Annotated in this window: 23 protein-coding genes; 14 read left to right on the plus strand and 9 right to left on the minus strand. The window is 70.9% G+C overall.

The annotated features are described in order from the left end of the window. Positions 1-635: 635 nt before the first annotated feature. Positions 636-773, plus strand: a complete 138-nt coding sequence (locus tag ACIGQF_RS30395; RefSeq protein ID WP_399717157.1) for a hypothetical protein — start codon at positions 636-638, stop codon at positions 771-773. Here ACIGQF_RS30395 and def read toward each other — a convergent pair. Further along, entirely contained in the window at positions 748-1,410 is a 663-nt protein-coding gene (def, locus tag ACIGQF_RS30400) for a peptide deformylase (protein ID WP_399716759.1), read from the minus strand. The two genes, ACIGQF_RS30395 and def, sit on opposite strands and share 26 nt — an antisense overlap. 111 nt (positions 1,411-1,521) lie before the next feature. Between def and ACIGQF_RS30405 the strand changes: the two genes are divergently transcribed. The 4 genes from ACIGQF_RS30405 (at position 1,522) to ACIGQF_RS30420 (ending at position 6,656) form a co-directional block, all read left to right on the plus strand. Next, a complete protein-coding gene (locus tag ACIGQF_RS30405) occupies positions 1,522-2,100 on the plus strand; it encodes a winged helix-turn-helix domain-containing protein (protein ID WP_399716761.1) in 579 nt (192 codons plus the stop codon). 266 nt (positions 2,101-2,366) lie between these two features. Continuing rightward, on the plus strand, positions 2,367-3,800 hold the full coding sequence (locus ACIGQF_RS30410; protein ID WP_399716763.1) for a serine hydrolase domain-containing protein: 1,434 nt from the start codon (positions 2,367-2,369) through the stop codon (positions 3,798-3,800). A 165-nt stretch (positions 3,801-3,965) separates the two neighbouring features. Continuing rightward, positions 3,966-5,114 carry a pyridoxal-phosphate-dependent aminotransferase family protein gene (locus tag ACIGQF_RS30415; RefSeq protein WP_399716766.1) on the plus strand — a complete coding sequence of 383 codons (1,149 nt, stop codon included), beginning with the start codon at positions 3,966-3,968 and terminating at the stop codon, positions 5,112-5,114. A gap of 639 nt (positions 5,115-5,753) precedes the next feature. Further along, positions 5,754-6,656: a TetR/AcrR family transcriptional regulator gene (locus ACIGQF_RS30420; RefSeq protein WP_399716768.1), complete on the plus strand. Its 903-nt coding sequence runs from the start codon at positions 5,754-5,756 to the stop codon at positions 6,654-6,656. A gap of 71 nt (positions 6,657-6,727) precedes the next feature. Here ACIGQF_RS30420 and ACIGQF_RS30425 read toward each other — a convergent pair whose 3' ends face one another. Together ACIGQF_RS30425 and ACIGQF_RS30430 are read right to left on the minus strand one after the other, a co-directional pair. After that, the gene (locus ACIGQF_RS30425) at positions 6,728-7,180 is read right to left on the minus strand and encodes a GNAT family N-acetyltransferase (protein WP_399716771.1); all 453 of its coding nucleotides are present in this window, start codon (positions 7,178-7,180) and stop codon (positions 6,728-6,730) included. A gap of 167 nt (positions 7,181-7,347) precedes the next feature. Then, positions 7,348-7,827, minus strand: a complete 480-nt coding sequence (locus ACIGQF_RS30430) for a MarR family winged helix-turn-helix transcriptional regulator (RefSeq protein ID WP_399716774.1) — start codon at positions 7,825-7,827, stop codon at positions 7,348-7,350. 132 nt (positions 7,828-7,959) lie between these two features. Between ACIGQF_RS30430 and ACIGQF_RS30435 the strand changes: the two genes are divergently transcribed. Both ACIGQF_RS30435 and ACIGQF_RS30440 read left to right on the plus strand, forming a co-directional pair. Continuing rightward, complete coding sequence (locus tag ACIGQF_RS30435; RefSeq protein WP_399716777.1) at positions 7,960-9,318, plus strand: MFS transporter; 1,359 nt, start codon at positions 7,960-7,962, stop codon at positions 9,316-9,318. A 141-nt stretch (positions 9,319-9,459) separates the two neighbouring features. Then, positions 9,460-9,897 (plus strand): heme-binding protein, encoded by a 438-nt coding sequence (locus ACIGQF_RS30440; RefSeq protein WP_399716780.1) that lies wholly within the window; start codon positions 9,460-9,462, stop codon positions 9,895-9,897. A 51-nt stretch (positions 9,898-9,948) separates the two neighbouring features. Here ACIGQF_RS30440 and ACIGQF_RS30445 read toward each other — a convergent pair whose 3' ends face one another. After that, positions 9,949-10,560 (minus strand): DUF2269 domain-containing protein, encoded by a 612-nt coding sequence (locus ACIGQF_RS30445; protein ID WP_399716783.1) that lies wholly within the window; start codon positions 10,558-10,560, stop codon positions 9,949-9,951. 191 nt (positions 10,561-10,751) lie between these two features. Between ACIGQF_RS30445 and ACIGQF_RS30450 the strand changes: the two genes are divergently transcribed. From ACIGQF_RS30450 to ACIGQF_RS30460, 3 genes are all read left to right on the plus strand, one after another. Further along, on the plus strand, positions 10,752-11,387 hold the full coding sequence (locus tag ACIGQF_RS30450) for an HAD family hydrolase (RefSeq protein ID WP_399716786.1): 636 nt from the start codon (positions 10,752-10,754) through the stop codon (positions 11,385-11,387). Between the two features lie 408 nt (positions 11,388-11,795). Further along, entirely contained in the window at positions 11,796-13,274 is a 1,479-nt protein-coding gene (locus ACIGQF_RS30455) for a globin domain-containing protein (RefSeq protein ID WP_399716789.1), read from the plus strand. A 591-nt stretch (positions 13,275-13,865) separates the two neighbouring features. Beyond that, positions 13,866-14,615 carry a pyridoxamine 5'-phosphate oxidase family protein gene (locus ACIGQF_RS30460; protein ID WP_399717159.1) on the plus strand — a complete coding sequence of 250 codons (750 nt, stop codon included), beginning with the start codon at positions 13,866-13,868 and terminating at the stop codon, positions 14,613-14,615. Between the two features lie 200 nt (positions 14,616-14,815). Here the strand turns inward: ACIGQF_RS30460 and ACIGQF_RS30465 are convergent, their stop codons facing one another. From ACIGQF_RS30465 to ACIGQF_RS30485, 5 genes are all read right to left on the minus strand, one after another. Continuing rightward, positions 14,816-15,295, minus strand: a complete 480-nt coding sequence (locus tag ACIGQF_RS30465; RefSeq protein ID WP_399716792.1) for an NUDIX domain-containing protein — start codon at positions 15,293-15,295, stop codon at positions 14,816-14,818. 129 nt (positions 15,296-15,424) lie between these two features. After that, complete coding sequence (locus ACIGQF_RS30470) at positions 15,425-16,321, minus strand: LysR family transcriptional regulator (protein ID WP_399716794.1); 897 nt, start codon at positions 16,319-16,321, stop codon at positions 15,425-15,427. 261 nt (positions 16,322-16,582) lie between these two features. After that, positions 16,583-17,710, minus strand: coding sequence for a cystathionine gamma-lyase (locus tag ACIGQF_RS30475; RefSeq protein WP_399716797.1), 1,128 nt, complete (start codon positions 17,708-17,710; stop codon positions 16,583-16,585). Beyond that, a complete protein-coding gene (locus ACIGQF_RS30480) occupies positions 17,707-18,195 on the minus strand; it encodes a low molecular weight protein-tyrosine-phosphatase (RefSeq protein WP_399717162.1) in 489 nt (162 codons plus the stop codon). Before ACIGQF_RS30480 ends, ACIGQF_RS30475 begins: the two co-directional genes overlap by 4 nt. 118 nt (positions 18,196-18,313) lie before the next feature. After that, on the minus strand, positions 18,314-18,691 hold the full coding sequence (locus tag ACIGQF_RS30485) for a phage holin family protein (RefSeq protein ID WP_399716800.1): 378 nt from the start codon (positions 18,689-18,691) through the stop codon (positions 18,314-18,316). Between the two features lie 49 nt (positions 18,692-18,740). On the opposite strand from ACIGQF_RS30485, the gene ACIGQF_RS30490 reads away from it, so the two are divergent. From ACIGQF_RS30490 to ACIGQF_RS30505, 4 genes are all read left to right on the plus strand, one after another. Beyond that, the gene (locus tag ACIGQF_RS30490; protein ID WP_361553237.1) at positions 18,741-19,058 is read left to right on the plus strand and encodes a cupin domain-containing protein; all 318 of its coding nucleotides are present in this window, start codon (positions 18,741-18,743) and stop codon (positions 19,056-19,058) included. Positions 19,059-19,247: 189 nt separating this feature from the next. Beyond that, complete coding sequence (locus ACIGQF_RS30495) at positions 19,248-19,469, plus strand: DUF5326 family protein (protein WP_399716803.1); 222 nt, start codon at positions 19,248-19,250, stop codon at positions 19,467-19,469. 365 nt (positions 19,470-19,834) lie between these two features. After that, positions 19,835-20,605: an IclR family transcriptional regulator gene (locus tag ACIGQF_RS30500; protein WP_399717165.1), complete on the plus strand. Its 771-nt coding sequence runs from the start codon at positions 19,835-19,837 to the stop codon at positions 20,603-20,605. A 105-nt stretch (positions 20,606-20,710) separates the two neighbouring features. Next, entirely contained in the window at positions 20,711-21,136 is a 426-nt protein-coding gene (locus tag ACIGQF_RS30505; RefSeq protein WP_346096119.1) for an SsgA family sporulation/cell division regulator, read from the plus strand. Positions 21,137-21,150 lie beyond the last annotated feature (14 nt).

The following is a 21,150-nucleotide window of genomic DNA, read 5'->3' on the forward strand; positions in this document are numbered from 1 at the left end:
GGTTGCGAAGAAAAAGCAGCCTGGCGGGTCAGTGACCGGAGCTGATGAGCGTTGTGTGGAGACGGCTTTGGAGGTGATGGTTGAGCACACCGGAGAGTCGAAACCCTCGCGCAAGATGGTGATCGAACGCACCCGAGCACGTGTTATCGCCCGGCATGGCCCTGAGGCGGTCCGTCTGCCGAGCCAGGCGACCGCTTACCGGGTTCTGACGGAGCTGGAACGTCGCCACCCGCTGTTCCGGCTGAGTACGAAGCGGAACCGGGACATCGCCGAACGGCCGGAGGGCCCTTACGGGAAGCTGCGGCCGACGCGGCCGGGCGAGTATTTGCTGTACTCCCGCGGGGAGACCCCGGAAGGCGATGCGTTCTTCTTCCTCGATGAGTTGGAGGCCATGATCTGGGACTCGCATTCGAGTTCTTGCGGACCAAATGGCGCACGGTCCAGCACTACGGTGTCGAGCTCGGCCGACGCCGTTACAGTGGCTCGGGCCTTCCCGAGCCCGGGATCCTGCGTGAGGCTCTCACGAGCCCAAGTGCCTGGCAGCGACTTGAACGCTTCGCTGCCGCCCTGGCTTACCCCACCGTCACCGAAGCGCCCGGGCCCTCGGCATTCACCAAACGACACTCACGAATCAGATCAACCGGCTCGAAAAGGACCTGGGTCGACTCTTGATCGAACGTGCTGAACGGGGCCGCAGAATGCGGCCCACGCCCTTCGGCAGGAAGGTGGCCGCCGCCACCAAGCGCATCATCGGCCCAGGCGAGCGGCCTTGATCGCGCGTTGCGCGAAGACGTCGTCACGCCGGTCGCTCATCTGCCGCAACGCGTCTTTGCGATCCCGCTTGGAAAGCCGGTCAAGATACGTGTGGCCGAAGAGGTGATCGGTCTCATGCTGCAGGCACCGGGCGAAGTAGCCCCTCCCCTCGATGACGAGAGGGTTGCCGTCCTTGTCGAACCCGCGCACGACGGCGCGATCGGTGCGAGGAACCGCCATGGCGGCTCCGGGCACGGACAGGCAGCCCTCGAATTCGTCAACGAGGCGGCGGCTACCCGGATCGGGAAGTTCCAGAACCGGGTTGATGACGTGACCGACATGGCGGACTCCATAGTCGTCCGGGCAGTCGTACACGAACAGCCGCAGATCGACGCCTACCTGGTTGGCTGCCAGGCCGGCACCATCGGCCACATACATCGTCAGGAACATGTCGTCAATCAACGCTGACAGCTCAGGAGTTCCGAACTCCGTCACTGCCCGGCAAGCACGGCTCAGAACTTCCTCACCCACCACCGTGATCCGGCGCATCGATCCCCGTTCCGCCTCCGGCGGCAGAGCCGGATACGAGTTGACGGGTTGGCCCTGCACATGGACTCGCCGGTCTGCGGGACGGGACCGGTCGTGACGAACGGACATCGCTGTCTCCCCTTCTTCACCAGCCATTCACCGCGGACATCGCTGCGATCTGATGACTTCCGAAACAAGAACCGCTTGCCAGAGCCTTTGCAAAGTAGCAGACTTTGCAAAGTGACAGAAGACGACCTCTCTTCCCGGCCCGAGCAGACGCGGAAAACCGGCGACGAACTGCGTGAGCACGAGGTCCGCACAGCCCTCTTGGACCTGCTGGCTGAAGTCGGTGCCGTCACGGCGACCGAAGCGGCCGCCCGGCTGGGCTACAGCTCCGGACTCTGCTCGTTTCACCTCCGGCAGCTCGCACGCCACGGCTACATCGAGGAAGCCCCTCACCGCGGGGGCCGCGCACGACCCTGGCGACTGAGGCAGCACAACCCATCCGCCGATTCACCCGCGGAGCAGCACTTCGGCGACTTGGCCCGCGGACTGGAGGACGAGAGCTGGCAGCGATGGCTCGCCCGACGAGACCAAGCGCCGACCGAATGGCGTCACGACGAGGCATTCAGCGCCGTCGCCTACCTAACGCCCGAAGAGATGAGCCGAGTCGCGGATGCCGTCCGACGGACGCTCGCCCCCTACCAGGACCGCGAGCAACGACCCCTGGCCCGGCCTGATGGCGCCCGGCCGGTGGCGCTCATCACCCGACTGTTCCCCTTGCTTCCCCACGCAACAGACGAGACGGGCAATCCCTGAGCAGTCGAGGGCCGCTCAACGGCTCACGCAAGGAAATGCCACGAACCTGAGACGGTCTGAGAATGCCCAGGTCACAGGATCGGCAGATGACACGAGCTGCGAGATCCTACAGGTAGCGAGCGGGGCGAGGCGCGCCCTGTTGTCCTTTCCTGTCCTCGTCGCCGGCGCGTTGCACGCGTCGGCGGCTCATGTCGTTCATGGGTCCGGGCTCGCCGAATGGCTGTGCTGGCCAGGGGTGTTGCGTGGTGCTCTGCGAGCATGGGGGCATGACGGAGTGGGGTGGCGTGGTGGTGTCCTCGGACGCGGAGCGCGAGGGCGCGGAGCTGTTGGCGGGCACCCGACGGGAGCTGTGGCGGCGGCTGGCCGTGGGGCAGTCCGAGGGGCGTGCCCCGTCGATGGTCGGTGCGGTCGTGCGGGACGGGCGGCCGGCCTGGCTGGGGCTGCGGGGGACCGTCGGCGGCGCGGCGCCGCACGGCGATGTGCAGTACCGCATCGGCTCGATCACCAAGACGTTCGTGGCGGTGCTGGTCATGCGGCTGCGCGATGAGGGGTTGCTCGACCTGGCGGACCCGGTCGGCAAGCACCTCAAGGACACTCCGGTGCCGGACGCGACGGTCGCGCAGCTGCTCGCGCACAGTGCGGGCCTGGCGGCCGAGGCGCGGGGGCCGTGGTGGGAGCGCACTCCGGGCAGGCTGCGGCCGGGCCCTGGTGACCTCTTCGGCGAGCGGCCGCGCCGCCACCCCGCGGGGCGGCGGCACCACTACTCCAACCCCGGGTACGCGCTGCTGGGCGCGCTCGTCGAGCGGCTGCGCGACGGTACGCGCTGGGGTGAGGTGCTGCGGCGTGAGGTGCTGGAGCCGCTGGGGATGACGCGTACGACGCTCGACCCGGTGGCGCCGCACGCGACGGGCTGGGCGGTGCACCCGTGGGCGGACGTGCTGCTGCCCGAACCGGCCGAGGACACCGGCCTGATGGCCCCGGCGGGCCAGCTGTGGTCCACCGCGGCGGACCTGTGCCGGTGGGCGGCGTTCCTGTCCCGCGGCGACGAACGGGTGCTGAGCGCGACGAGCGTCGCCGAGATGCGGACGCCCGCGGTGCCGGCGGAGGGCGACTGGACCACGGGCTACGGCCTGGGCCTGCAGCTGCTGCGGACGGACGACGGCCGGGTGCTGGCCGGGCACACCGGCTCCATGCCGGGCTTTCTGGCGTCCCTGTGGATCGGTGCGGATCCCCGTACGGACGAGGGGCTGGCGGGTCTCGCGCTGGCCAACTGCACGTCGGGCCCGGCGGTGAGCGGCATCGCCGCGGATCTCGTACGGATCGTGGCCGAGCGGGAGCCGCGGGTCCCCGCGCCGTGGCGGCCGCTGGCCGGCCCTCTGGACGAGGAGCTGCTGGCGCTGACCGGCCCCTGGTACTGGGGCGCCAACCCGTTCGTCCTGCGGCTGCGTGCGGACCGGGAGCTGGAGCTGGGGCCGGTGTCGGGCGGGGGCCGAAGCTCGCGGTTCAGGCCGTCGGAGGACGGCACGTGGACGGGGCTGGACGGCTACTACGCGGGGGAGACGCTGCGCGCCGTGCGGGCCGGGGACGGCTCGGTGAGCCACCTGGACCTGGGCACGTTCGTGTTCACCCGCGCCCCGTACGAGCCGGCGACGCCGGTGCCGGGCGGCGTCGACCAGGGCGGCTGGCGCACGGAGGGCTGAGACGCCGGTCGAGGCGTCAACGGGGGCCGGTGGAGGGGCGCCCGTGGACAGCGGGTGTCGGCGAACGGGTGGCGGGGCGGACGTACAGTCGAGCCAGATATCAGGAGTGCCCGGGAGCCGCCGTCGTGCGGGGCCCGCTACCGCTGGAAGGCCACTGTGACTGCCGTGAACGATGCGACCGCGACCGCGACCGCGAACTCCGACTCCCCGGCGCTGCTCGACCTGCCGCCGCTCACCGCGGCGCACTTCGCGCGGATCGAGGACAAGGTCGCCGCACTGATGGGGACCGAAGCGGACGTCGTGACGATGCAGGGCGAGGCGCTGCTGCCGCTGGAGGCATGCATCCGCTCGGCCGTCAGGCCCGGCAGCACCGCGCTGAACATCATCACCGGACCGTACGGCGAGACCTTCGGCGGCTGGCTGCGGTCCTGCGGCGCCGACGTCGTGACGATCAGTGCGCCGTTCACCGGTGCGGTCTCGCCACAGCAGGTGGCGGACGCGCTGCGGGAGAACCGCGCCATCGACTTCGTGAGCCTGGTGCACGCCGAGGCCGCGACCGGCAACACCAACCCCGTGGCCGAGATCGGCGCCGTGGTGCGGGAGCACGGGGCGCTGCTGATGCTGGACGCGGTCGCATCGGTGGGCGCCGAGCCGCTGCGTACCGACGAGTGGGGCGTGGACCTGTGCGTGATCGGTGGGCAGAAGGCGCTGGCGGGTCCTGCCGGGGTTTCGGTGGCTTCGGTGAGCGCCCGTGCCTGGGAGCGGATCGCCGCCAATGAGCAGGCTCCGCGCCGCTCCTACCTCTCGCTGCAGGACTGGAAGGACCGCTGGATCGACGGCGGCCGTAAGGCCCTGCCGCACGCTCCGGCGCAGCTGGAGATGCTGGCCCTGGAGCAGGCCGTGGACCGGGTGGCGGCCGAGGGGCTGGAGGCCGTCATCACCCGTCACCGTGCGGCCGCCGCCGCGACGCGTGCGGGCGTACGGGCCCTGGGCGATCTGACGCCGTACGTGCTCCGCGACGAGGACGCGGCGCCGGCGGCGACGACGCTGCGGGCGCCGGAGGGGCAGGACGCCCGCGAGATCGTGGCCGCTGCGCTGGCCGCCGACGGTGGGGTGCCGCTGCAGGCCGCGGCCGGCGCGCTGGCCACGGAGATGATCCGCCTGAACCACTACGGTCGCGCCGCTGACCGTGGAGTGGTGCTCGCCGCGCTGTCCGCACTGGCCGAAGGGCTGCGCACGCTGGACGCCGAGCCGGACGCGGGCGCCGCCGCGAAGGCTGCCGGAGCCGCGTGGGACGCGGTGATCGGAGGCTGAACCCGGCGCGTAGGGCGCCCGTGAGGGGGTGACTGGCCTAGCCGGGCCGCAACGCCGGCCTGGCTAGGCCAGTTGGGTGACTTCTGGGCCTGTAGGCCGCGATGAGAGCTGAGTGGGGCCGTGTTTCACGTGAAACACGGCCCCACAGTCATGTGTGGGCGACGCGGTCACGTAGGCGGGGGGGAGGAGGCTGACGGTGTCCGCCGGGGGATTTCACGTCCGGGGAGTCGGGTCAGCGGAGAGGTCGACGGGGTCCTGGTCTGGCGACCATCGCGAGCCCCGAGGCGGCCGTTAGGCATCCGTTCACCTGAAAAACGGAATGCTGAACCCTCAACTCTCCTTATTTAACGATCACTTGAGCGGGTAATGGAGCGGCCGGAGGCACCCGGAAGGGGGCAGGTGGCACCCCTTTCTTCTTGAGCCGGCTCGCCCGCTCCTCTCGGGGGCAGCTCAGCAGCTGTCCGATAAACGGAATCGCCAACCCGGTTCGGTGGCGCTCTGCTGGCGTTCTTGCGGCGGCGCGCCGGGCCACGGGTCCACTGGTCGCGCATTTGGTGGTGCTTACAATCGGAACGTCCGGCCCGTTTATCGACGCGGTTTCCGAGACAGTGGTGCAGCCGTTTTCGAGGAGGCCGGGGAATGCCGGAGAAAGAGGTCTCGGCATTGCGTGCCGACGCGCGGCGCAATCGGGCTCTGGTGTTGCAGGCGGCTCGAACTGCGTTTGAGGAACGCGGGTTGGGCGTTCCGCTTGGGGAGATCGCTCGGCGCGCGGGGGTGGGGGCCGGCACCGTTTACCGTCATTTCCCTTCGAAAGACGAGCTGTTCAAGGCGACGGTCGCGGACCGGCTGCGGCTGTTCACCGACACCGCACGGGACTTGGCCGATGTGCCTGACCCGGGCGAGGTGTTTTTCCGCTTCATTTCCTCGGTGGTCAGGCTGGCCGCGCAGAACAAGGCGATGAGCGCCGCGCTGGAAGGTGCGGAAGTGATCCATGCGCGCCCGGTGGAGCCGGGGCTGGAGCAGGAATTCTGGGCGGCATTGGAAGTCCTGCTGCACAGGGCTCAGCGGGACGGTGCGGTGCGCCAGGATGTGGTTCTGGCCGATGTCCGGGTGCTGTTGACCGGCTGCATGGTCATGGAAGTACGCCGTTCGGGTGAAGGCCGCGCAGCGACGGGGGAAACCGGGGCCGGGGCGGAATATCCCCTGGGTGCGGAGCCCGAGGACGGTGCCGTGGGGCGTATGACGGCGCTGATGTGCGACGCGCTGCGCGCCGGGCGAGACGTAACGAAACTACCGTTCGAAGCGGCCGACTGTAACGAAACTCTGTGCGAAGAATGCGGCGTACCTGTACCTTCGGCGCATACCGGCCGGCCCGCCCGCTACTGCGGTGGGGCCTGCCGGCAGAAGGCGCACCGGGCCCGGTCCAGGGTGCGTTCGGGTGACATTGCCGGTTCTCCCGGCCCTGTAGGCGACGGCACGGACGTCGAGGGAGGTGTGGGCGCCGACAGCGTGCACGCCGAGGGCGTGGGCGCCGACGGCTAGGCCCTGTAGGCCCCATAGGTCCCGTAGGGCACATGGAACGCTCGCTACAGCTGCCGCACCAGCCACTCAGGTCACAGCTGGCGTTTGAAGCCCAGGTGGGAGGCCTCGAAGCCGATGCGCTCGTAGAAGCGGTGCGCGTCGACGCGGGTCGCGTCGGAGGTCAGCTGGATCAACTGCACGCCGAGCGCGCGGGACTCCTCCACGGCCCAGTCCATGAGCCGGGTGCCCAGGCCGCTTCCCCGCTCGTCGGAGTGGATGCGCACACCTTCGACGATCGAGCGGGTCGCGCCGCGCCGGGAGAGGCCGGGAACGACGGTGAGCTGGAGGGTGCCCACGACGCGGCCGTCGTGTTCGGCGACCACCAGGTGCTGGTTCGGGTCGTCGGCCAGCCGCTTGTACGCCGTACGGTACGGAGCCGGGTCGTCGGGCGACTCACGGGTGGCGCCCAGTGGGTCGTCGGCCAGCAGCGCCACGATGGCGGGGATGTCCGCCTCGGTCGCCCGGCGGATCTTGAAATCGCTCATGTGCGCGACGATATGCCGTGTGCGGCCCATGTCCCAGGGGTCGGGCGCGTAGCGCACACCACTCTTGATCAGGCAGCGGCCCGGGCCGACTCCGGCCGAGCGGCACGCGCCACGGCGGGCCGGGCGTCGGCCGGTACCGCCCGTGCGGCCATGCCTTCCACAGCGGATCAGGCCTCGGCCGGTACTGCTCCCGTGGCCATGCCCTCCACCGCGGCCACCAGCGGGGCCAGCTCCGGCCGGCGGGCGGCTTCCTGCAGCGCCTCGGCCAGCGCGGCGTCGTGCGTCGGGCGGGCCCGCTCCAGCAGCCGGTGGCCCTGTTCCGTGACATTGGTGTAGATGCCACGACGATCGTCGGGGCACAGGTAGCGCGACAGCAGCCCGCGCTCCTCGAGCCGGGTGACCAGGCGCGTGGTCGCGCTCTGGCTGAGGACGACGGCGTCGGCGACCTGGTGCATGCGCAGGTGGCCGCCCACTCCGTCGTGCTGCTCGCTCAGCACGTTCAGCACGGAGTACTCGCGCACGCTCAGGTCGTGCCCGTCCTGCAGGGCGCGCTCGATGTGCGACTCGATCCGGCCGTGCAGGGCGGAGAGCGCGCACCACCCCTGGGCGAGGCCGGGCGCGCGGACCGTCTGCTGGCACTGCGTCATGAGAACCCTCCTTTGGGTCGTACATCTCAGGGTAGGTCACCCGCGAAATAGCCAGCGTTTGCAAGTAACCCGCGTCTGCAATTATTGTGAACGCATCCAACCTCCCTCTGCAACGTTTTGAAGGGCCCAGTCATGCCTCTCGCACTACTGGCGCTGGCAATCGGCGCCTTCGGAATCGGCACCACCGAGTTCGTGATCATGGGGTTGCTGCCGGAGGTCGCCGCTGACTTCGGCGTCTCCATCCCCACCGCCGGCTTCCTGACCACCGGCTATGCGCTCGGTGTCGTGGTCGGCGCCCCGCTCCTGGCCATCCTCGGCGCCCGCGTCTCGCGCAAGCGGATGCTCATGGTGCTGATGGGGCTGTTCGTCGCGGGCAACCTCGTCTCGGCCGTCGCGCCCGTCTTCGGCGTGATGCTCGCCGGCCGGGTGATCGCCTCGCTCGCGCACGGCGCGTTCTTCGGCATCGGCTCGATCGTGGCCGCGGGCCTGGTCGCGCCGCACAAGAAGGCCGGCGCGATCGCGATGATGTTCACCGGCCTGACCGTCGCCAACGTCGTCGGCGTCCCGGCCGGCACCTTCATCGGCCAGAGCATCGGCTGGCGCGCGACGTTCTTCATCGTGGCCGCGCTCGGCGTCCTCGGGCTGCTGGGCATCGCCGCCCTGGTACCGGCCGACCGGCGCGAACCCGCCCGCGAGGCGGGCTCCGGCACGAACCTCCGGCGCGAGCTGGCCGCCTTCCGCAACCCGCAGGTCCTGCTGGCCATGGCCATGACCGTGCTGGGCTTCGGCGGCGTGTTCGCCGCGATCACCTACATCGCGCCGATGATGACCGAGGCCGCCGGGTACGCCGACTCCTCCGTCACCTGGCTGCTCGTCCTCTTCGGCGTCGGGATGGTGATCGGCAACCTGATCGGCGGGAAGTTCGCCGACCGCGCGCTGATGCCGATGCTGTACGTGGCGCTCACGGCGCTGGCCGTCGTACTGGGCACCTTCACGTTCACCGCGTACGACAAGGTCGCCGCGGCGGTCGCCGTCCCGCTGATCGGCGCATTCGGATTCGCCACCGTGCCGCCGTTGCAGAAGCGGGTGCTGGACCAGACCGCTGACGCGCCCACGCTGGCCTCCGCCGTCAACATCGGCGCCTTCAACCTCGGCAACGCGATCGCCGCCTGGCTCGGCGGGATGGTCATCTCGGCCGGCTTCGGCGTTACGGCCCCGAACTGGGTCGGCGCGCTGCTCGCGGCGTCCGCGCTGGTCCTGGCCTTCTGGTCGGCCGCGCTGGAGCGCCGGGACCGGGGCGCGGGCCGGTCGCACGGCCGGGCGGCCGACGCCGCAACCGACCGGATCGTCGCTACCACGGCCGCGGCCTCGGTGAAGCGTTCGGCGGTGGAGCACGCGGCGACGCAGCGGGCGGCCGAGCAGGCCCTCGCGCAGGACGCCCTGGCAGGCGGCCTGGCGCAGGGCAGCCCGGCGGAGACCACGCGGGCGTAACGGCGCGGCGGGACAGGAGCCGCGGGCCCCGCCGCTGAGGGCTACGAGGCCCCGCGAAACACCCCCCAGCACCACTCGGCCCCACACCGCACAACCCCACAGCCCACACCACACAAACCCACCCCAAGGGAGCACCACCCCATGAGCACCCCCGAGACCATCGCCGCCGTTCGCCCGCTGACCACCGGTGACGCCGACGCCCTCGTCGAGGCCGCGCGGCGGGCCGCCGACGGCGAAGGCGTACGCGGCAGCGTCACCGTCCTGGACGCGGGCGGCCATCTGCTCGCCTTCCGGCGGGACGACGACGCCGTCCTGATCTCCGGCGAGACCAGCACCCGCAAGGCGTACACCGCGCTGCAGCTGGACGCGCCGACCGCGGACCTGGCCGACCTGGTCCGCCCCGACGGCCTCTTCCACTCGCTGCCGACCGCGCTCGACCGGCCGCTGCTGTTCATCGCGGGCGGCGTACCGCTGCACCGCGACGGCCGGCTGATCGGTGCGATCGGCTTCGGCGGCGGCGCGCCCGAGCAGGACCACCGGATCGCGACCGCCGCCCGTGCGGCCGCCGGCCTGGAGTGATCACTCCCCTGCGGTGATCACTGCCCTGTGACGCTCACGCCCTTGCGGTGATCACCCCACGGCCGCCTGGTCCGCCCCCTCCGTCCGGCCCGCCCTCTCCGTCCGCCGCCCGCGCTCTTCGCGCAGGCGGCGGCCGCGTGCTGTCGGCCCCCAGGGCTTCAGCACCGAGACGGCGGTCAGGAAGACGTACAGCGTGAGCGCGACGGCGGGCGCCGCGACGAGGTCGATCTCCGGCGGTACCGGGCGGCCCGCCGTCATCGCGGCCGCCGCGCTGTTGACCTGCGTACGCAGCGCGAACACGGTCGCGGCGACCGCGCCCAGGGTCAGCCAGAACTTGGTGACCACCCACCGGTGCCTGGCCAGCCCCCACGGCGTACCGAGCGACAGGACGAGGCCGGTCACGAGGGTGAGCAGCGCGAGCGGGACGATCAGCCAGTCGACGAAGATCTTCATCGAGCGGTAGGCGGCCTCGGCGAGGTCCACGGCAGCGCTGGACGTCCCCGTGCCGCCGGACGTACCCGCACCGCCGGATGCGCCGTCCCCCACGGCCACCGCCGCGATGCCGAGCGCCAGGAGGCCGAGCGTGAGCCCGAGCCAGGCGACGGAGACGACGACGTGGACGACGAGGGTGGCCCGCCGTGCGGGCCGGCTGAGCTGCTGCATGCCCCCACCGTTCCGCCCGCCGGCCGGCAGCGCGTCTGACAGCGGGAGTATCCGTCCGTACGCGCGGACGAGTACGCCGTACCCGACCCGGCCCAACGGCCCCGACCCGGCGCGACAGCCCCACCCCGAGCGACCCAACTCGACCGACCCGGCCCGGCTGCCCATGGGGGCGACGGCCTACCCTCGCCCCCATGGCCAAGCTGCACCTTTTCGACCTCGACGGGACGCTGCTCTACCGATCGGCCGCCGCCGTGGAGATCGCCCGGCAGCTCGGGCTGGAGCGGGAGACCGGCGAGCTGGAGCGCGCGTTCGCGGCCGGCGAGCTGACGCCGCCGCGCTTTGCCCAGCTGGCCTGTGACCTGTGGACCGAGCTCACGCACGCCGATGTCGCGGCCGCGTTCGAGGCGGCGCCCTGGCTGGCCGGTATTCGCGAGGTGTGGGCGGACATCCGCGCACGCGGTGAGCGCTGCGCGGTGATCTCTCTGTCGCCGTCGTTCTTCGTGGAACGGCTGCTGGACTGGGGCGCGGACGCCGCGCACGGCTCGCGGTGGCCGGCGGTGCCGTTCCGGGAGCGGGTGGATCCGGCGGGCATCCTCTCCGCCGGGGCGAAGGTGCGGATCGCCGACGAGCTCTGCGCGTCGTTCGGGCTGAGCCGGGCCGACTGCGTGGCGTACGGGGATTCCCGGTCCGACACGGAACTGTTCGCGGCCGTTCCGGCGTCCGTGGCGGTGAACGCCGACCACCACGTCAGCGATCTCGCGACCTTCGCGTACGGCGGCCGGGACCTCCGGGAGGCGTACGCGCTGACGCTCGGGAGCGCCGCATAGGGCACGGAGGGCGCATAGGGCATGGAGGGCCGCGCCATCGGCCGCTTCACCGTACGCTCACCAGCGCTTTACCGGGGCGTCGGTGGAGTGCGGGGAAACGGGGCTTGTGGATTCGACCGCTGCCGGTATGGTCGAATCCGGATTCAGTGGACGGACGCGTCGTGGGAGGCCCGACGGACGTCCGGAGCCCGCCAGCCTACCGGCAACGGCCTTGCGGCCACTCGGAGTTCGGGCTGTCCGCCAGGGTGTGCGGGTGCGGGCTGACATGCTGCGAAGGCGTGCGGAGACGGGAACTGCGTTGGATGTCACATCAGTCGGAGGTGCCCCGCTTTCTTGGGTATTGCCCGGCTAGCGGTTTCCGATCAAGATTGCGAAGACGTTCCCCGACCGTTCGAGGCGAGGCAGACCATGGACGCTCCGACCACCGCGTCGGCCGGTAACGGCGCCGACGGTGACAGTGGCGCATGGAGTTGGTTCACCCCCTCTCCCGCCAAATCGCCGGAGAGGCCTGCGGAATCACCGGGGAGATCCGGGGAATCCCCGGAGAGGCCCGCGGAGTCCCCGGCGGGGCATGATCCGGAGCCGCCGCCGGTGACTCCGGCAGCCGGTCCCGCGCCCGCTCACACGGGCGGCGCCCACGGAACGGCCACGCTGCCGCCCCGCCGTGCGGTTCCGCCGGCGGCCGGCCCCGCGCCCGAGTCCGCCCTGGAGGCGTCGCTCCGCACACCGCATCCCGCCGCGCCCGAGGCGTCCGCCGACGCGCTGCTCATCCGGCGGACGATGGCGGAGATCGAACCGGTGGCGGACCAGGTCACCTCGTACTTCTACGCACTGCTCTTCGTCCGGTACCCCGAGCTGCGGCAGCTCTTCCCGGTCTCGATGGACGAGCAGCGCGACCGGCTCTTCAAGGCGCTGCTGACCGCCGCCCAGCGGGTCGACGACGCCGCGTCGCTCACCGAGTTCCTGGCGCACCTCGGCCGTGGCCACCGCAAGTACGGCACGCAGCCCGAGCACTACCCGGCGGTCGGCGAGTGCCTGCTCGGCGCCCTGGCCCGGCACGCGACGTTCAGCTGGGACGACCAGGCCGAGGCCGCCTGGATCCGCGCGTACACCAAGATCTCGCAGACCATGATCGACGCCGCCGCCGAGGACGAGGCCACGGCGCCCGCCTGGTGGGACGCCGAGGTGGTCGCGCACGAGCTGCGCACCTCCGACATCGCGGTCGTGACCGTGCGTCCCGACCAGCCGTACCCGTTCCTCGCCGGGCAGTACACCAGCGTGGAGACGCCCTGGTGGCCACGGGTGTGGCGGCACTACTCCTTCGCGGCGGCGCCGCGCTCGGACGGGCTGCTCTCCTTCCACGTCAAGGCGGTACCGGCGGGCTGGGTGTCCGGTGCGCTGGTGCACCGGGCGCGGCCCGGCGACGTCATCCGGCTCGGTCCTCCGGGCGGTTCGATGACCGTCGACCACACCACCGACAACGGGCTGCTGTGCCTGGGCGGCGGCACGGGCATCGCCCCCATCAAGGCGCTGGTCGAGGATGTCGCCGAGCACGGCCGCCGGCGTCCGATGGAGGTCTTCTACGGTGCGCGCAGCGACCACGACCTCTACGACATCGACACCATGCTGCGGCTGGAGCACGCCCACCCGTGGCTGTCCGTACGCCCGGTGATCTCCAGCGGGCCGACCGGCGGCGCGCTGCGCAGCATCAGCGGTCAACTGCCGGACGCGGTGCGGGAGTACGGGCCGTGGGGTGAGTACGACGCGTACCTGTCGGGGCCGCCCGGCATGATCCGCAACGGTGTGGATGCGCTGGTCGGCGTCGGGGTCCCGTCGGACCGCATCCGGCACGACGCCCTGGAAGAGCTTGTCGCGGCGGGAGAGTAGTTCTTGAGCACCGAAGACAGCAGCCGCTGGGGGTACCCGGCGGAGTACGGCGGCTGGGATCCGGCTGCCGGCCGCCCGGCCCGGCAGCCGGACGAGCGCCCGGGAGGCCATGCCGGCCACTACTCGGACGGGCATGCCGGTCACTACCCGGGCGGGCCCACCGGCGGTTACGCGGACGAAGTCCTTCTCCCCTACCCGGGCGGGCCCGTTCCCCGATATCCGGACGAGCCCGCCCCCTGGTACCCGGAGGAGCAGCCCGTCGGCCGGTACCCGGACGAGCCCGCCCCTTGGTACCCGGAGGAGCAGCCCGTCGGCCGGTACCCGGACGAGCCCGCCCCTTGGTACCCGGAGGAGCAGCCCGTCGGCCGGTACCTGGACGAGGGCCTGCCCGTCGGCCACGATCCCGCCGGTCACCACCCCGACGGGCACCGGAATGCCTCGCCCGGCGATCCCCGGACGAGCGCCCGGGAGACCTCGCCGACCACTCCAGGCGCTCGCCGGCCCGAGAGCCCGGCCCGGTACGTGCACGACGATCGGTACGCGCACGACGAGCGCCCCGGCAGTGACGGTGAGCACGTCGTGCAGCGGGAGATGGGAACGACCGGCCGCGCCGACCGCTTCTACCGGGACCAGGTGCTGGACCACCTCAACGCCCGCATGCAGGAGTTCGTCGGCCGCCAGGAGATGTTCTTCCTGGCCACCGCCGACCGGCACGGCGAATGCGACTCGACCTTCCGGGCCGGCCCGCCCGGCTTCGTCCGGGTGCTGGACGAGCGCACGTTGATCTACCCCGAGTACCGCGGCAACGGCGTCATGGCCTCTCTCGGCAACATCTCCGAGAACCCGCGGCTGGGCATCCTCTTCGTCGACTTCCTGCGTGACCGGATCGGCCTGCACGTCAACGGACGGGCATGGGTCGTCCCGGACGAGGAGATGCGGGTGCGCCACCCCGACCTGCCGGTCGACCCGGTGCCCGGGCGCCGTGCCCAGCTGTGGGTGGCGGTCGAGGTGGAGGAGGCGTACATCCACTGCGCCAAGCACATTCCGCACCTGCAGAAGGTGCCCCGGCAGGAGCGCGGTGAGCGCGACTGGGGGACGGACGACGTCAAGCGCAAGGGCGGCGACTTCTTCGGCTCCGCGGCCGAGGCGGCAGACCGGGCGCCGTTCCGGCGGCGCGAGAACCCGCCTGCGCCCCAGTCTCCGTCGGCCCCCACGCCTCAGCCCGAGCCTGCCGGTGCCGCCTCCCGCTCGGCCTTCCAGGAGGAAGCCGAACGTGTCCTCGCGCTCGTGCAGCAGCGGGCAGTGGCCGACTCACAGGAGTTTCGCGGCTGGTTCGGCTGATTCGGGCCTTCGACTGATCGGTAAAAGCCAGCGCAGCCGGCCGCACGATGTTTCACGTGAAACGCGATGTTTCACGTGAAACGCGTGAAATGGCGAAAGTGTGCGATCGCGGAGAACACGGCAAGCGCGGCGATTTCACGGATTCTGCATGTATCGCGATTACCGCATGTTTCACGTGTTTCACGTGAAACATGCGGGCCTCAGCCCAGATCGGGTGCGTGCAGAGCCCGTACGCCCTCGATGTTGCCGTCGAGATAGTGGCGCAGCGAGAGCGGTACGACCTCGACGGACGCGATCCCGACGCGGGTGAACGGCACCCGCACGATCTCGTACTCGCCGCACGGCTCCTCCACCTCGGGGCCGTGCCGCCGGCTCAGGTCCATGGAGTCGAGCCGGCAGACGAAGAAGTGCTGCACCTTCACGCCGTCCACGCCGCCGTCCGTGACGTGCTCGACCGTGTCGACGAATACGGGGACCACGTCCTTGACCTTGGCGCCCAGCTCTTCGTCCACCTCCCGGTGGAGGGCATCGATGACGGTGGCGTCCTCGGGCTCCACGCCGCCGCCCGGCGTGATCCAGTACGGGGCCCGTTCCGGCTTGGTGCGCTTGATCAGGATGAGATCGTCACCGTCGAGCAGGATCGCGCGGGCGGTGCGTTTGACGACTGGCCGTACGGTCATAGGGGACAGATGCCGCTTTCGACGGCTGATGAAACCCGCGAGTTGCGGGACGCGTGACTTCCGGGCCGCTCGCGCCGGAGCAGCGCAGAAGCCGCGCCGGTCGCTGTCGGAACGCGCTCCTCCGTCCTTTCACCACGCCGCTGCGGCCCGCAGCAGCCATTCATGGGCCCGGGCGATGTGCGGCAGGGCGAGCGTTCCGGTGCGGACGACGAGGAAGTACGTACGTAAGGGCGGCACCGGCGGGTCCAGCAGGGAGACGATTTCGCCGCGGTCCAGCGCCGGCGCGGCGAGGTAGCGGGGTACGACGGCGATTCCGGCGCCGGCCGCCGTGCAGGCCAGCACCGCGCGCAGGTCGCCCGCTATGACGGCGGCGGGCGCGGTCGGCCGGGCGTCGAAGACGGCGGACCAGTAGCGGGTGACCAGCGGCATGGTCTCGTGGACCTCGACCACGGGCACGGGGTCGAGCGCCTTGGGGCCGCGGTCCTGGAGGGCGGCGGGGCCGCCGAGCCGGGCCGCCCAGCGGGGCGCGCCGACCAGGACGTGTTCCTCGTCGCAGAGCGGTGTCGCGGTGAGCAGGCCGCCGCGTGGCCGGGTCGTGGTCACGGCGAGGTCGTGGTGGCCGGCGGCGAGCCCGTTGAGCAGTTCGTCGGCCGAGCCGAAGGAGGTGCGGACGGCGAGGCCGCGGTCGATGAGGGGAGCCAGGGCCGGAAGAGCGCGTTCGGCGGCGAATTCCGGGGGCCCGGCCAGGTGGAGTGTGCGGGTGACGGATTCCTCGTCGAGGCCGGCCTCGGTGATCTCGGTGAGTGCGTCGAGATGCGGGGCGATCTTGTGGGCGAGTTCGTCGCCGACGGTGGTGGGGGTGACCCCGCGCGGCCTGCGCAGGAAGAGCGGGCGGCCGAGCTGGCGCTCCAGGGACCGTATCTGGCTGGTCACCGCGGGCTGGGAGAGGCCGAGGAGAGCGGCGGCGCGAGTGAAGGAGCCGGCCCGGTGCACGGTGACAAAGGTGCGCAACAGCGCCAGATCCATCCATTCCCCCTTCGCCTGGGAGGCCTGCTCGCGGGCCAACTATAAATTTGTCGATAGCACTGTGTCGCTAGCGTGATTGGACACTGACGCTGAGTCAACTAGCCTTGATTGTGCGGTTCGTTGCACATTGAACCGACGGCGGTCCGAGCCAAGAGGGGGGAGGCTCGGACCGTCTGCTGTGCGTACGGCGGGACCCGCCCGGCGCGGCTGTCCGGCATGCCGCCGGGCCCGGGCCGAGTACCCGTGTGCCGCCGGGGCCAATCAGCCCCGGGACGCCCGGTCCAGCGCCCGGAGCACGTCGGCGACCAGGTCATCGGGGTCCTCGACGCCGACGGAGAAGCGGATGAAGCCGTCCGGTACGGCGTCGCCGCCCCAGCGCCCGCGGCGTTCCGCCGTGGACCGTACGCCGCCGAAGCTCGTCGCGTCGTCCACCAGGGTCAGTTCGGCCAGAAAGCGTTCCGCGTGTGCCTTGTCCGGCAGCACGAAGGAGACGACGCAGCCGAAGCGCCCGGGCCGCATCTGGGCCACGGCGCCCTTGTGCGAGGGATCGGTGGGCAGGCCGGGGTGGCGCAGCCCGGTGACCTCGGGACGCTCGCACAGCGCCTCGGCGAGCGCGAGCGCGCCCGCCGCCTGCCGTTCCACACGCAGCGCGAGCGTGGCCAGCGACCGGTGCGCGAGCCAGGCCTCCATCGGCCCGGGGATCGCGCCGACGGTCTTCCGCCACTGCCGCACCGCGTCGGCGAGGGCCTGGTCGCGCGTGGTGACGTAGCCCAGCAGAACATCGCCGTGGCCGGTCAGCGCCTTCGTACCGCTCGCGACGGAGAAGTCGGCGCCTAGGTCGAGCGGCCGCTGGCCGAGCGGCGTGGCGAGGGTGTTGTCGACGGCGACGAGGATGTCCCGGTCGTGCGCCGCCTCGGCGAGCCGTCGGATGTCGCAGACGTCCAGGCCGGGGTTGGACGGCGTCTCGATCCACAGCAGCTTGGCGCCCTCCAGGACATCGAGCTGCGCGTCACCGGCGGTGGGGGCGGTACGTACCACCACGCCGTAGCTCTCCAGGCGCTCCCGCACCGCGGGCATGAGCTGGTAGCAGTCGCTCGGCAGCACGACGACGTCGCCGGTGCGGACCTGGGAGAAGAGGACGGCGGAGATCGCGGCCATGCCGGACGCGAAGACCGCGGTGTGGGCCGGCTCGCCGGGCGACTCCAGCTCGGTAATGGCCTCTTCGAGGAGGGTCCAGGTCGGGTTGGACTCGCGGCCGTAGGCGTACGGCCCGGTCGCGTCGCCCGGCAGGTGGTAGTGGGCCGCGAAGACCGGTCCGGGGAGGGTCGGCCGGTACGCCTCGGGTTCGGGGAGGCCGGCCCGTACGGCCCGGGTGCTGTCGCCTGTCATGCGCTCGTCTCCGCCTTCTCGTCGTGCGTGTCCCGCCCGGCCAGTTCCGCGCGGACCACGGTGAGCAGATCCTCGCTCGCGGCCTCCACCATGGCCAGGCAGTCCTCGAAGCCTGACATGCCGCCGTAGTACGGGTCGGGAACGTCCAGATCCAGGACGGACGTGGCGTACGCCGTGGGATCCGGGTCGGTACAGGCGCGCAGCAGCCGGACCTTGGCCGCGTCCGTCGCCGTGGGAGCCATGCCGCGCAGGTCGGCGAGGTGCCCGGAGTCCAGCGCGATGATCAGGTCCAGCCGCTCGAACCACTCCGGACGGAACTGCCGGGCGCAGTGGTCCGCCGCGTACCCGGCCTCCCGCAGGACGGCCAGGGTGCGCGGATCGGCGCCGTCGCCTTCGTGCCAGCCGCCGGTGCCGGCGCTGTCGACCACGACCCGGCCGTCGAGGCCCGCATCTTCGATACGGGCCCGGAAGACCGCCTCGGCCATCGGGGAGCGGCATATGTTGCCGGTGCAGACGAAGCAGACGCGCAGGGGCGGGGAGAAGGTCACGAAGAGTCCAGAGGCGCGGAGGGACGTGTTCTGCGGGGCGGGCGCGCGGCCCGGGTCAGTCCTCGTCGGGCAGGATCACGTGCAGCGCCCAGGAGACGATCGAGACGATGAAGCCGCCCAGGACCGCGGTCCAGAAGCCCTCGACGTGAAAGGCGAGGTCGAGCTTCCCGGCGAGCCAGGACGTCAGCAACAGCATCAAAGCGTTGATCACGAGCGTGATCAGGCCCAGTGTGAGGATGAAGAGCGGGAACGAGAGCAGCTTCACCACGGGCTTCACGATGACGTTGACCACGCCGAAGATCAGCGCCACCAGGATCAGCGTCCACACCTTGTTGCCGGTGCTGGACCCGGTCAGCGTGATGTCGCTGAGCAGCCAGATGGCCACCGCGAGGGCCGCGGCGTTGGCGATCGTCTTGACCAGAAAATTTCTCATGGTGGGATCGTCGCAGACACGACGGAATGAGTGAGGGGTGCCGCGGGTGATGAAGGCGTTCAGGCTGGAGGAGCTGGAGGCGGAACGGGCCGCGAACGACGGCGCCTATCTGCAGTTCCTACGGGAACGCAATATGTCGGCCGGGCTGTACGCGCTGGATGCCGGCAGCAGTGATCCGCAGTCGCCGCACGCCCAGGACGAGGTCTACCTCGTGGTGAGCGGGCGCGCGTCGATCACGGTGGGGGTGGAGACGACGCAGGTCGCGCGGGGCAGCGTGGTGTACGTACCGGCGGGGGTGCCGCACAAGTTCCACCACATCACCGAGGACCTCCGGGTCATGGTGATCTTCTCGCCGCCGGAGGGCTGAGGCCGCGGGGCCCGCCTCCCCCTGCAAGCCGAGGCGCGCCCTCCGGATCCCGTAGGGGACGGTTCAGGGGACGGCCGGGGACTGCGAGCCCCCATGTGTCCGACGGCCGCCCTAGCATCGGGGGTGCAGGGGAGAGATCGGACAGGTGCCGGGCGGACCGGGCGACGACGAAGAAAGCGGGGCAGAGCAATGGCCGTGAAGAAGATATTCGCGGGACTTCCGTGGTGGGTGAAGTGGGTCGCGGTGCCCGTCATCCTGGTGGTCGTCTTCGGCGGGCTGATCGGCAGCGTGGTGGGTTTCCTCATCGGGCTGCTCTTCAAGATCCTGCTGGCCGTGGCGCTGATCGCCGGAGTCGTCTACCTGGTGCGCCGGTTCACCGGTTCGTCCTCCTCGTCGCGCGACGAGTGGTGAGTTCCGTACGCGGCGGGCGATGAGTGCCGCCGCGCCGAAACGCCGGGTGTCCCGTTCCCTCTGAGGGGAACGGGACACCTTTTCTTTGTCCCTGCGAACAGATGTCCGGGGCGCTCGCGCCGGGCGGGCTTCCGGATCGGTCAAGAAATGCGCCGCCTGAGGTAATTCGCAAGCTAATCGACCTGCCGTCCGCGGGCTCACGTTAGAGTGCGGACGCGGGGCATCTTCCGGATGCCGGCGTTACGGAATGTCCGGCTGTTGCCGGGCGGAACGTACGGGCTTCCGGGGAGCGCACGCGGCACGGGCGCGGGGCCCGGGCCCGGGGCCCCGGCTCCGGCGACCTGTCCTGGGGGTTGGTCTTGGTGATCGCGAACGACGCATCCACGACTCCCCCGACCCTGATCGGCTCCGTGCAGCGGGCGCTCCGTCTGCTGGAGGCGGTGGCCGCGCATCCACGCGGTGCCCCCGCCAAGCAGCTGGCCAGAGAGACCGGTTATCCCCTGCCGACCACGTACCACCTGCTGCGCACGCTGACCCACGAGGGCTATCTCCAGCGGGAGAACGGGGTGTTCGTCCTCGGTGAGGCCGCCGAGCTGATCAGCAGGGCGGGGGCCCGCCGCCGGCGGCACGCCCGGATCTCCGACGCGCTCTCGGACATGGGCCGGGAAGTGGGCGCCGCGGTCTACTTCGCGGTGTACCGAGCGGGCGAGGTGGAGGTCGTGGCGGTGAGCGACGATCCCGACCGGCCGCCGGTGGACGAGTGGGCGGACTTCCGTACGACCGCTCACGCGCACGCGATAGGCCAGTGCCTGCTCGCCCAACTCGACGAGGAGGCGCGGAAAGACCACTTGGCGCGCTATCAAGTCCAGTCGCTCACGCCGCATTCCGTGCGCAGTGAAGATCATCTGCTGCACCGTTTGGATACGGTGCGTAAGTCCCAACTCGCCGTCGAACGGGAGGAATATGCCGTGGGCACCGTCTGTGCGGCAATTCCCATTCACGTCGGTTCGGCGGCGGCCACGGTGGCGATTTCCCTCCCCGCAGGTGAGGGCGATCGACTGTCGTCCGTAACCGAAAAGGTACAGAGGATGGCAGAGTCGACCCTTATGACGCTGGCCTTCTCTATCAGTATCTGAAAAATTACTCCTTGTGATCTGTCGGCAACTGGTCGACGATGGCGTCAATAGCGGTCGGCGGATCATTACCGGCCACTTCGATCAAGTAGTGCGGGGCAGTGGTTGATGAGCCAGACAGTTCAGGCAGAAGTGATGATGAGCTTCATCGTCTCCGAGGAGCTCGCCTTCCGGATCCCGGTGGAGCTGGATTTCGACAGCGCCGATCCCTACGCCGTGCGCTTCACGTTCGATCTCCCCGGCGACACCCCGGTCACCTGGGCGTTCAGCCGGGAACTCCTCCTGGACGGCCTGAGCCGGCCGGCCGGCGAGGGAGACATCCACGTGGCGCCGGTTTCGGGCGCGCACCTCAGCGACGTCTTCGTCAGCCTTCAGGTGGGCGCCGAGCAGGCGCTCTTCCGCGTCGGCGCGGCGCCGATCGTCGCCTTCCTGGACCGTACGGACCGGCTGGTCCCGCTCGGCCAGGAGCAGGTCTGCGGCACGCTCGACGCGGAGCTGGACCGGATCCTCGCGAACGCCCGGCAAGCGGGCTGACCGCCGGTCCGGGC

Source organism: Streptomyces sp. NPDC053560, assembly GCF_044544605.1.
Classification (GTDB): domain Bacteria; phylum Actinomycetota; class Actinomycetes; order Streptomycetales; family Streptomycetaceae; genus Streptomyces.

Bases quoted from the DNA above. Each gene is read 5' to 3' on its own strand.
- def (WP_399716759.1), bottom strand. From the start codon at position 1,410: ATGTCCGTTCGTCACGACCGGTCCCGTCCCGCAGACCGGCGAGTCCAT.
- ACIGQF_RS30410 (WP_399716763.1), top strand. From the start codon at position 2,367: ATGACGGAGTGGGGTGGCGTGGTGGTGTCCTCGGACGCGGAGCGCGAG.
- ACIGQF_RS30420 (WP_399716768.1), top strand. From the start codon at position 5,754: ATGCCGGAGAAAGAGGTCTCGGCATTGCGTGCCGACGCGCGGCGCAAT.
- ACIGQF_RS30425 (WP_399716771.1), bottom strand. From the start codon at position 7,180: ATGAGCGATTTCAAGATCCGCCGGGCGACCGAGGCGGACATCCCCGCC.
- ACIGQF_RS30430 (WP_399716774.1), bottom strand. From the start codon at position 7,827: ATGACGCAGTGCCAGCAGACGGTCCGCGCGCCCGGCCTCGCCCAGGGG.
- ACIGQF_RS30435 (WP_399716777.1), top strand. From the start codon at position 7,960: ATGCCTCTCGCACTACTGGCGCTGGCAATCGGCGCCTTCGGAATCGGC.
- ACIGQF_RS30440 (WP_399716780.1), top strand. From the start codon at position 9,460: ATGAGCACCCCCGAGACCATCGCCGCCGTTCGCCCGCTGACCACCGGT.
- ACIGQF_RS30445 (WP_399716783.1), bottom strand. From the start codon at position 10,560: ATGCAGCAGCTCAGCCGGCCCGCACGGCGGGCCACCCTCGTCGTCCAC.
- ACIGQF_RS30450 (WP_399716786.1), top strand. From the start codon at position 10,752: ATGGCCAAGCTGCACCTTTTCGACCTCGACGGGACGCTGCTCTACCGA.
- ACIGQF_RS30455 (WP_399716789.1), top strand. From the start codon at position 11,796: ATGGACGCTCCGACCACCGCGTCGGCCGGTAACGGCGCCGACGGTGAC.
- ACIGQF_RS30460 (WP_399717159.1), top strand. From the start codon at position 13,866: ATGGGAACGACCGGCCGCGCCGACCGCTTCTACCGGGACCAGGTGCTG.
- ACIGQF_RS30465 (WP_399716792.1), bottom strand. From the start codon at position 15,295: ATGACCGTACGGCCAGTCGTCAAACGCACCGCCCGCGCGATCCTGCTC.
- ACIGQF_RS30470 (WP_399716794.1), bottom strand. From the start codon at position 16,321: ATGGATCTGGCGCTGTTGCGCACCTTTGTCACCGTGCACCGGGCCGGC.
- ACIGQF_RS30475 (WP_399716797.1), bottom strand. From the start codon at position 17,710: ATGACAGGCGACAGCACCCGGGCCGTACGGGCCGGCCTCCCCGAACCC.
- ACIGQF_RS30480 (WP_399717162.1), bottom strand. From the start codon at position 18,195: ATGGCCGAGGCGGTCTTCCGGGCCCGTATCGAAGATGCGGGCCTCGAC.
- ACIGQF_RS30485 (WP_399716800.1), bottom strand. From the start codon at position 18,691: ATGAGAAATTTTCTGGTCAAGACGATCGCCAACGCCGCGGCCCTCGCG.
- ACIGQF_RS30490 (WP_361553237.1), top strand. From the start codon at position 18,741: ATGAAGGCGTTCAGGCTGGAGGAGCTGGAGGCGGAACGGGCCGCGAAC.
- ACIGQF_RS30495 (WP_399716803.1), top strand. From the start codon at position 19,248: ATGGCCGTGAAGAAGATATTCGCGGGACTTCCGTGGTGGGTGAAGTGG.
- ACIGQF_RS30505 (WP_346096119.1), top strand. From the start codon at position 20,711: ATGAGCCAGACAGTTCAGGCAGAAGTGATGATGAGCTTCATCGTCTCC.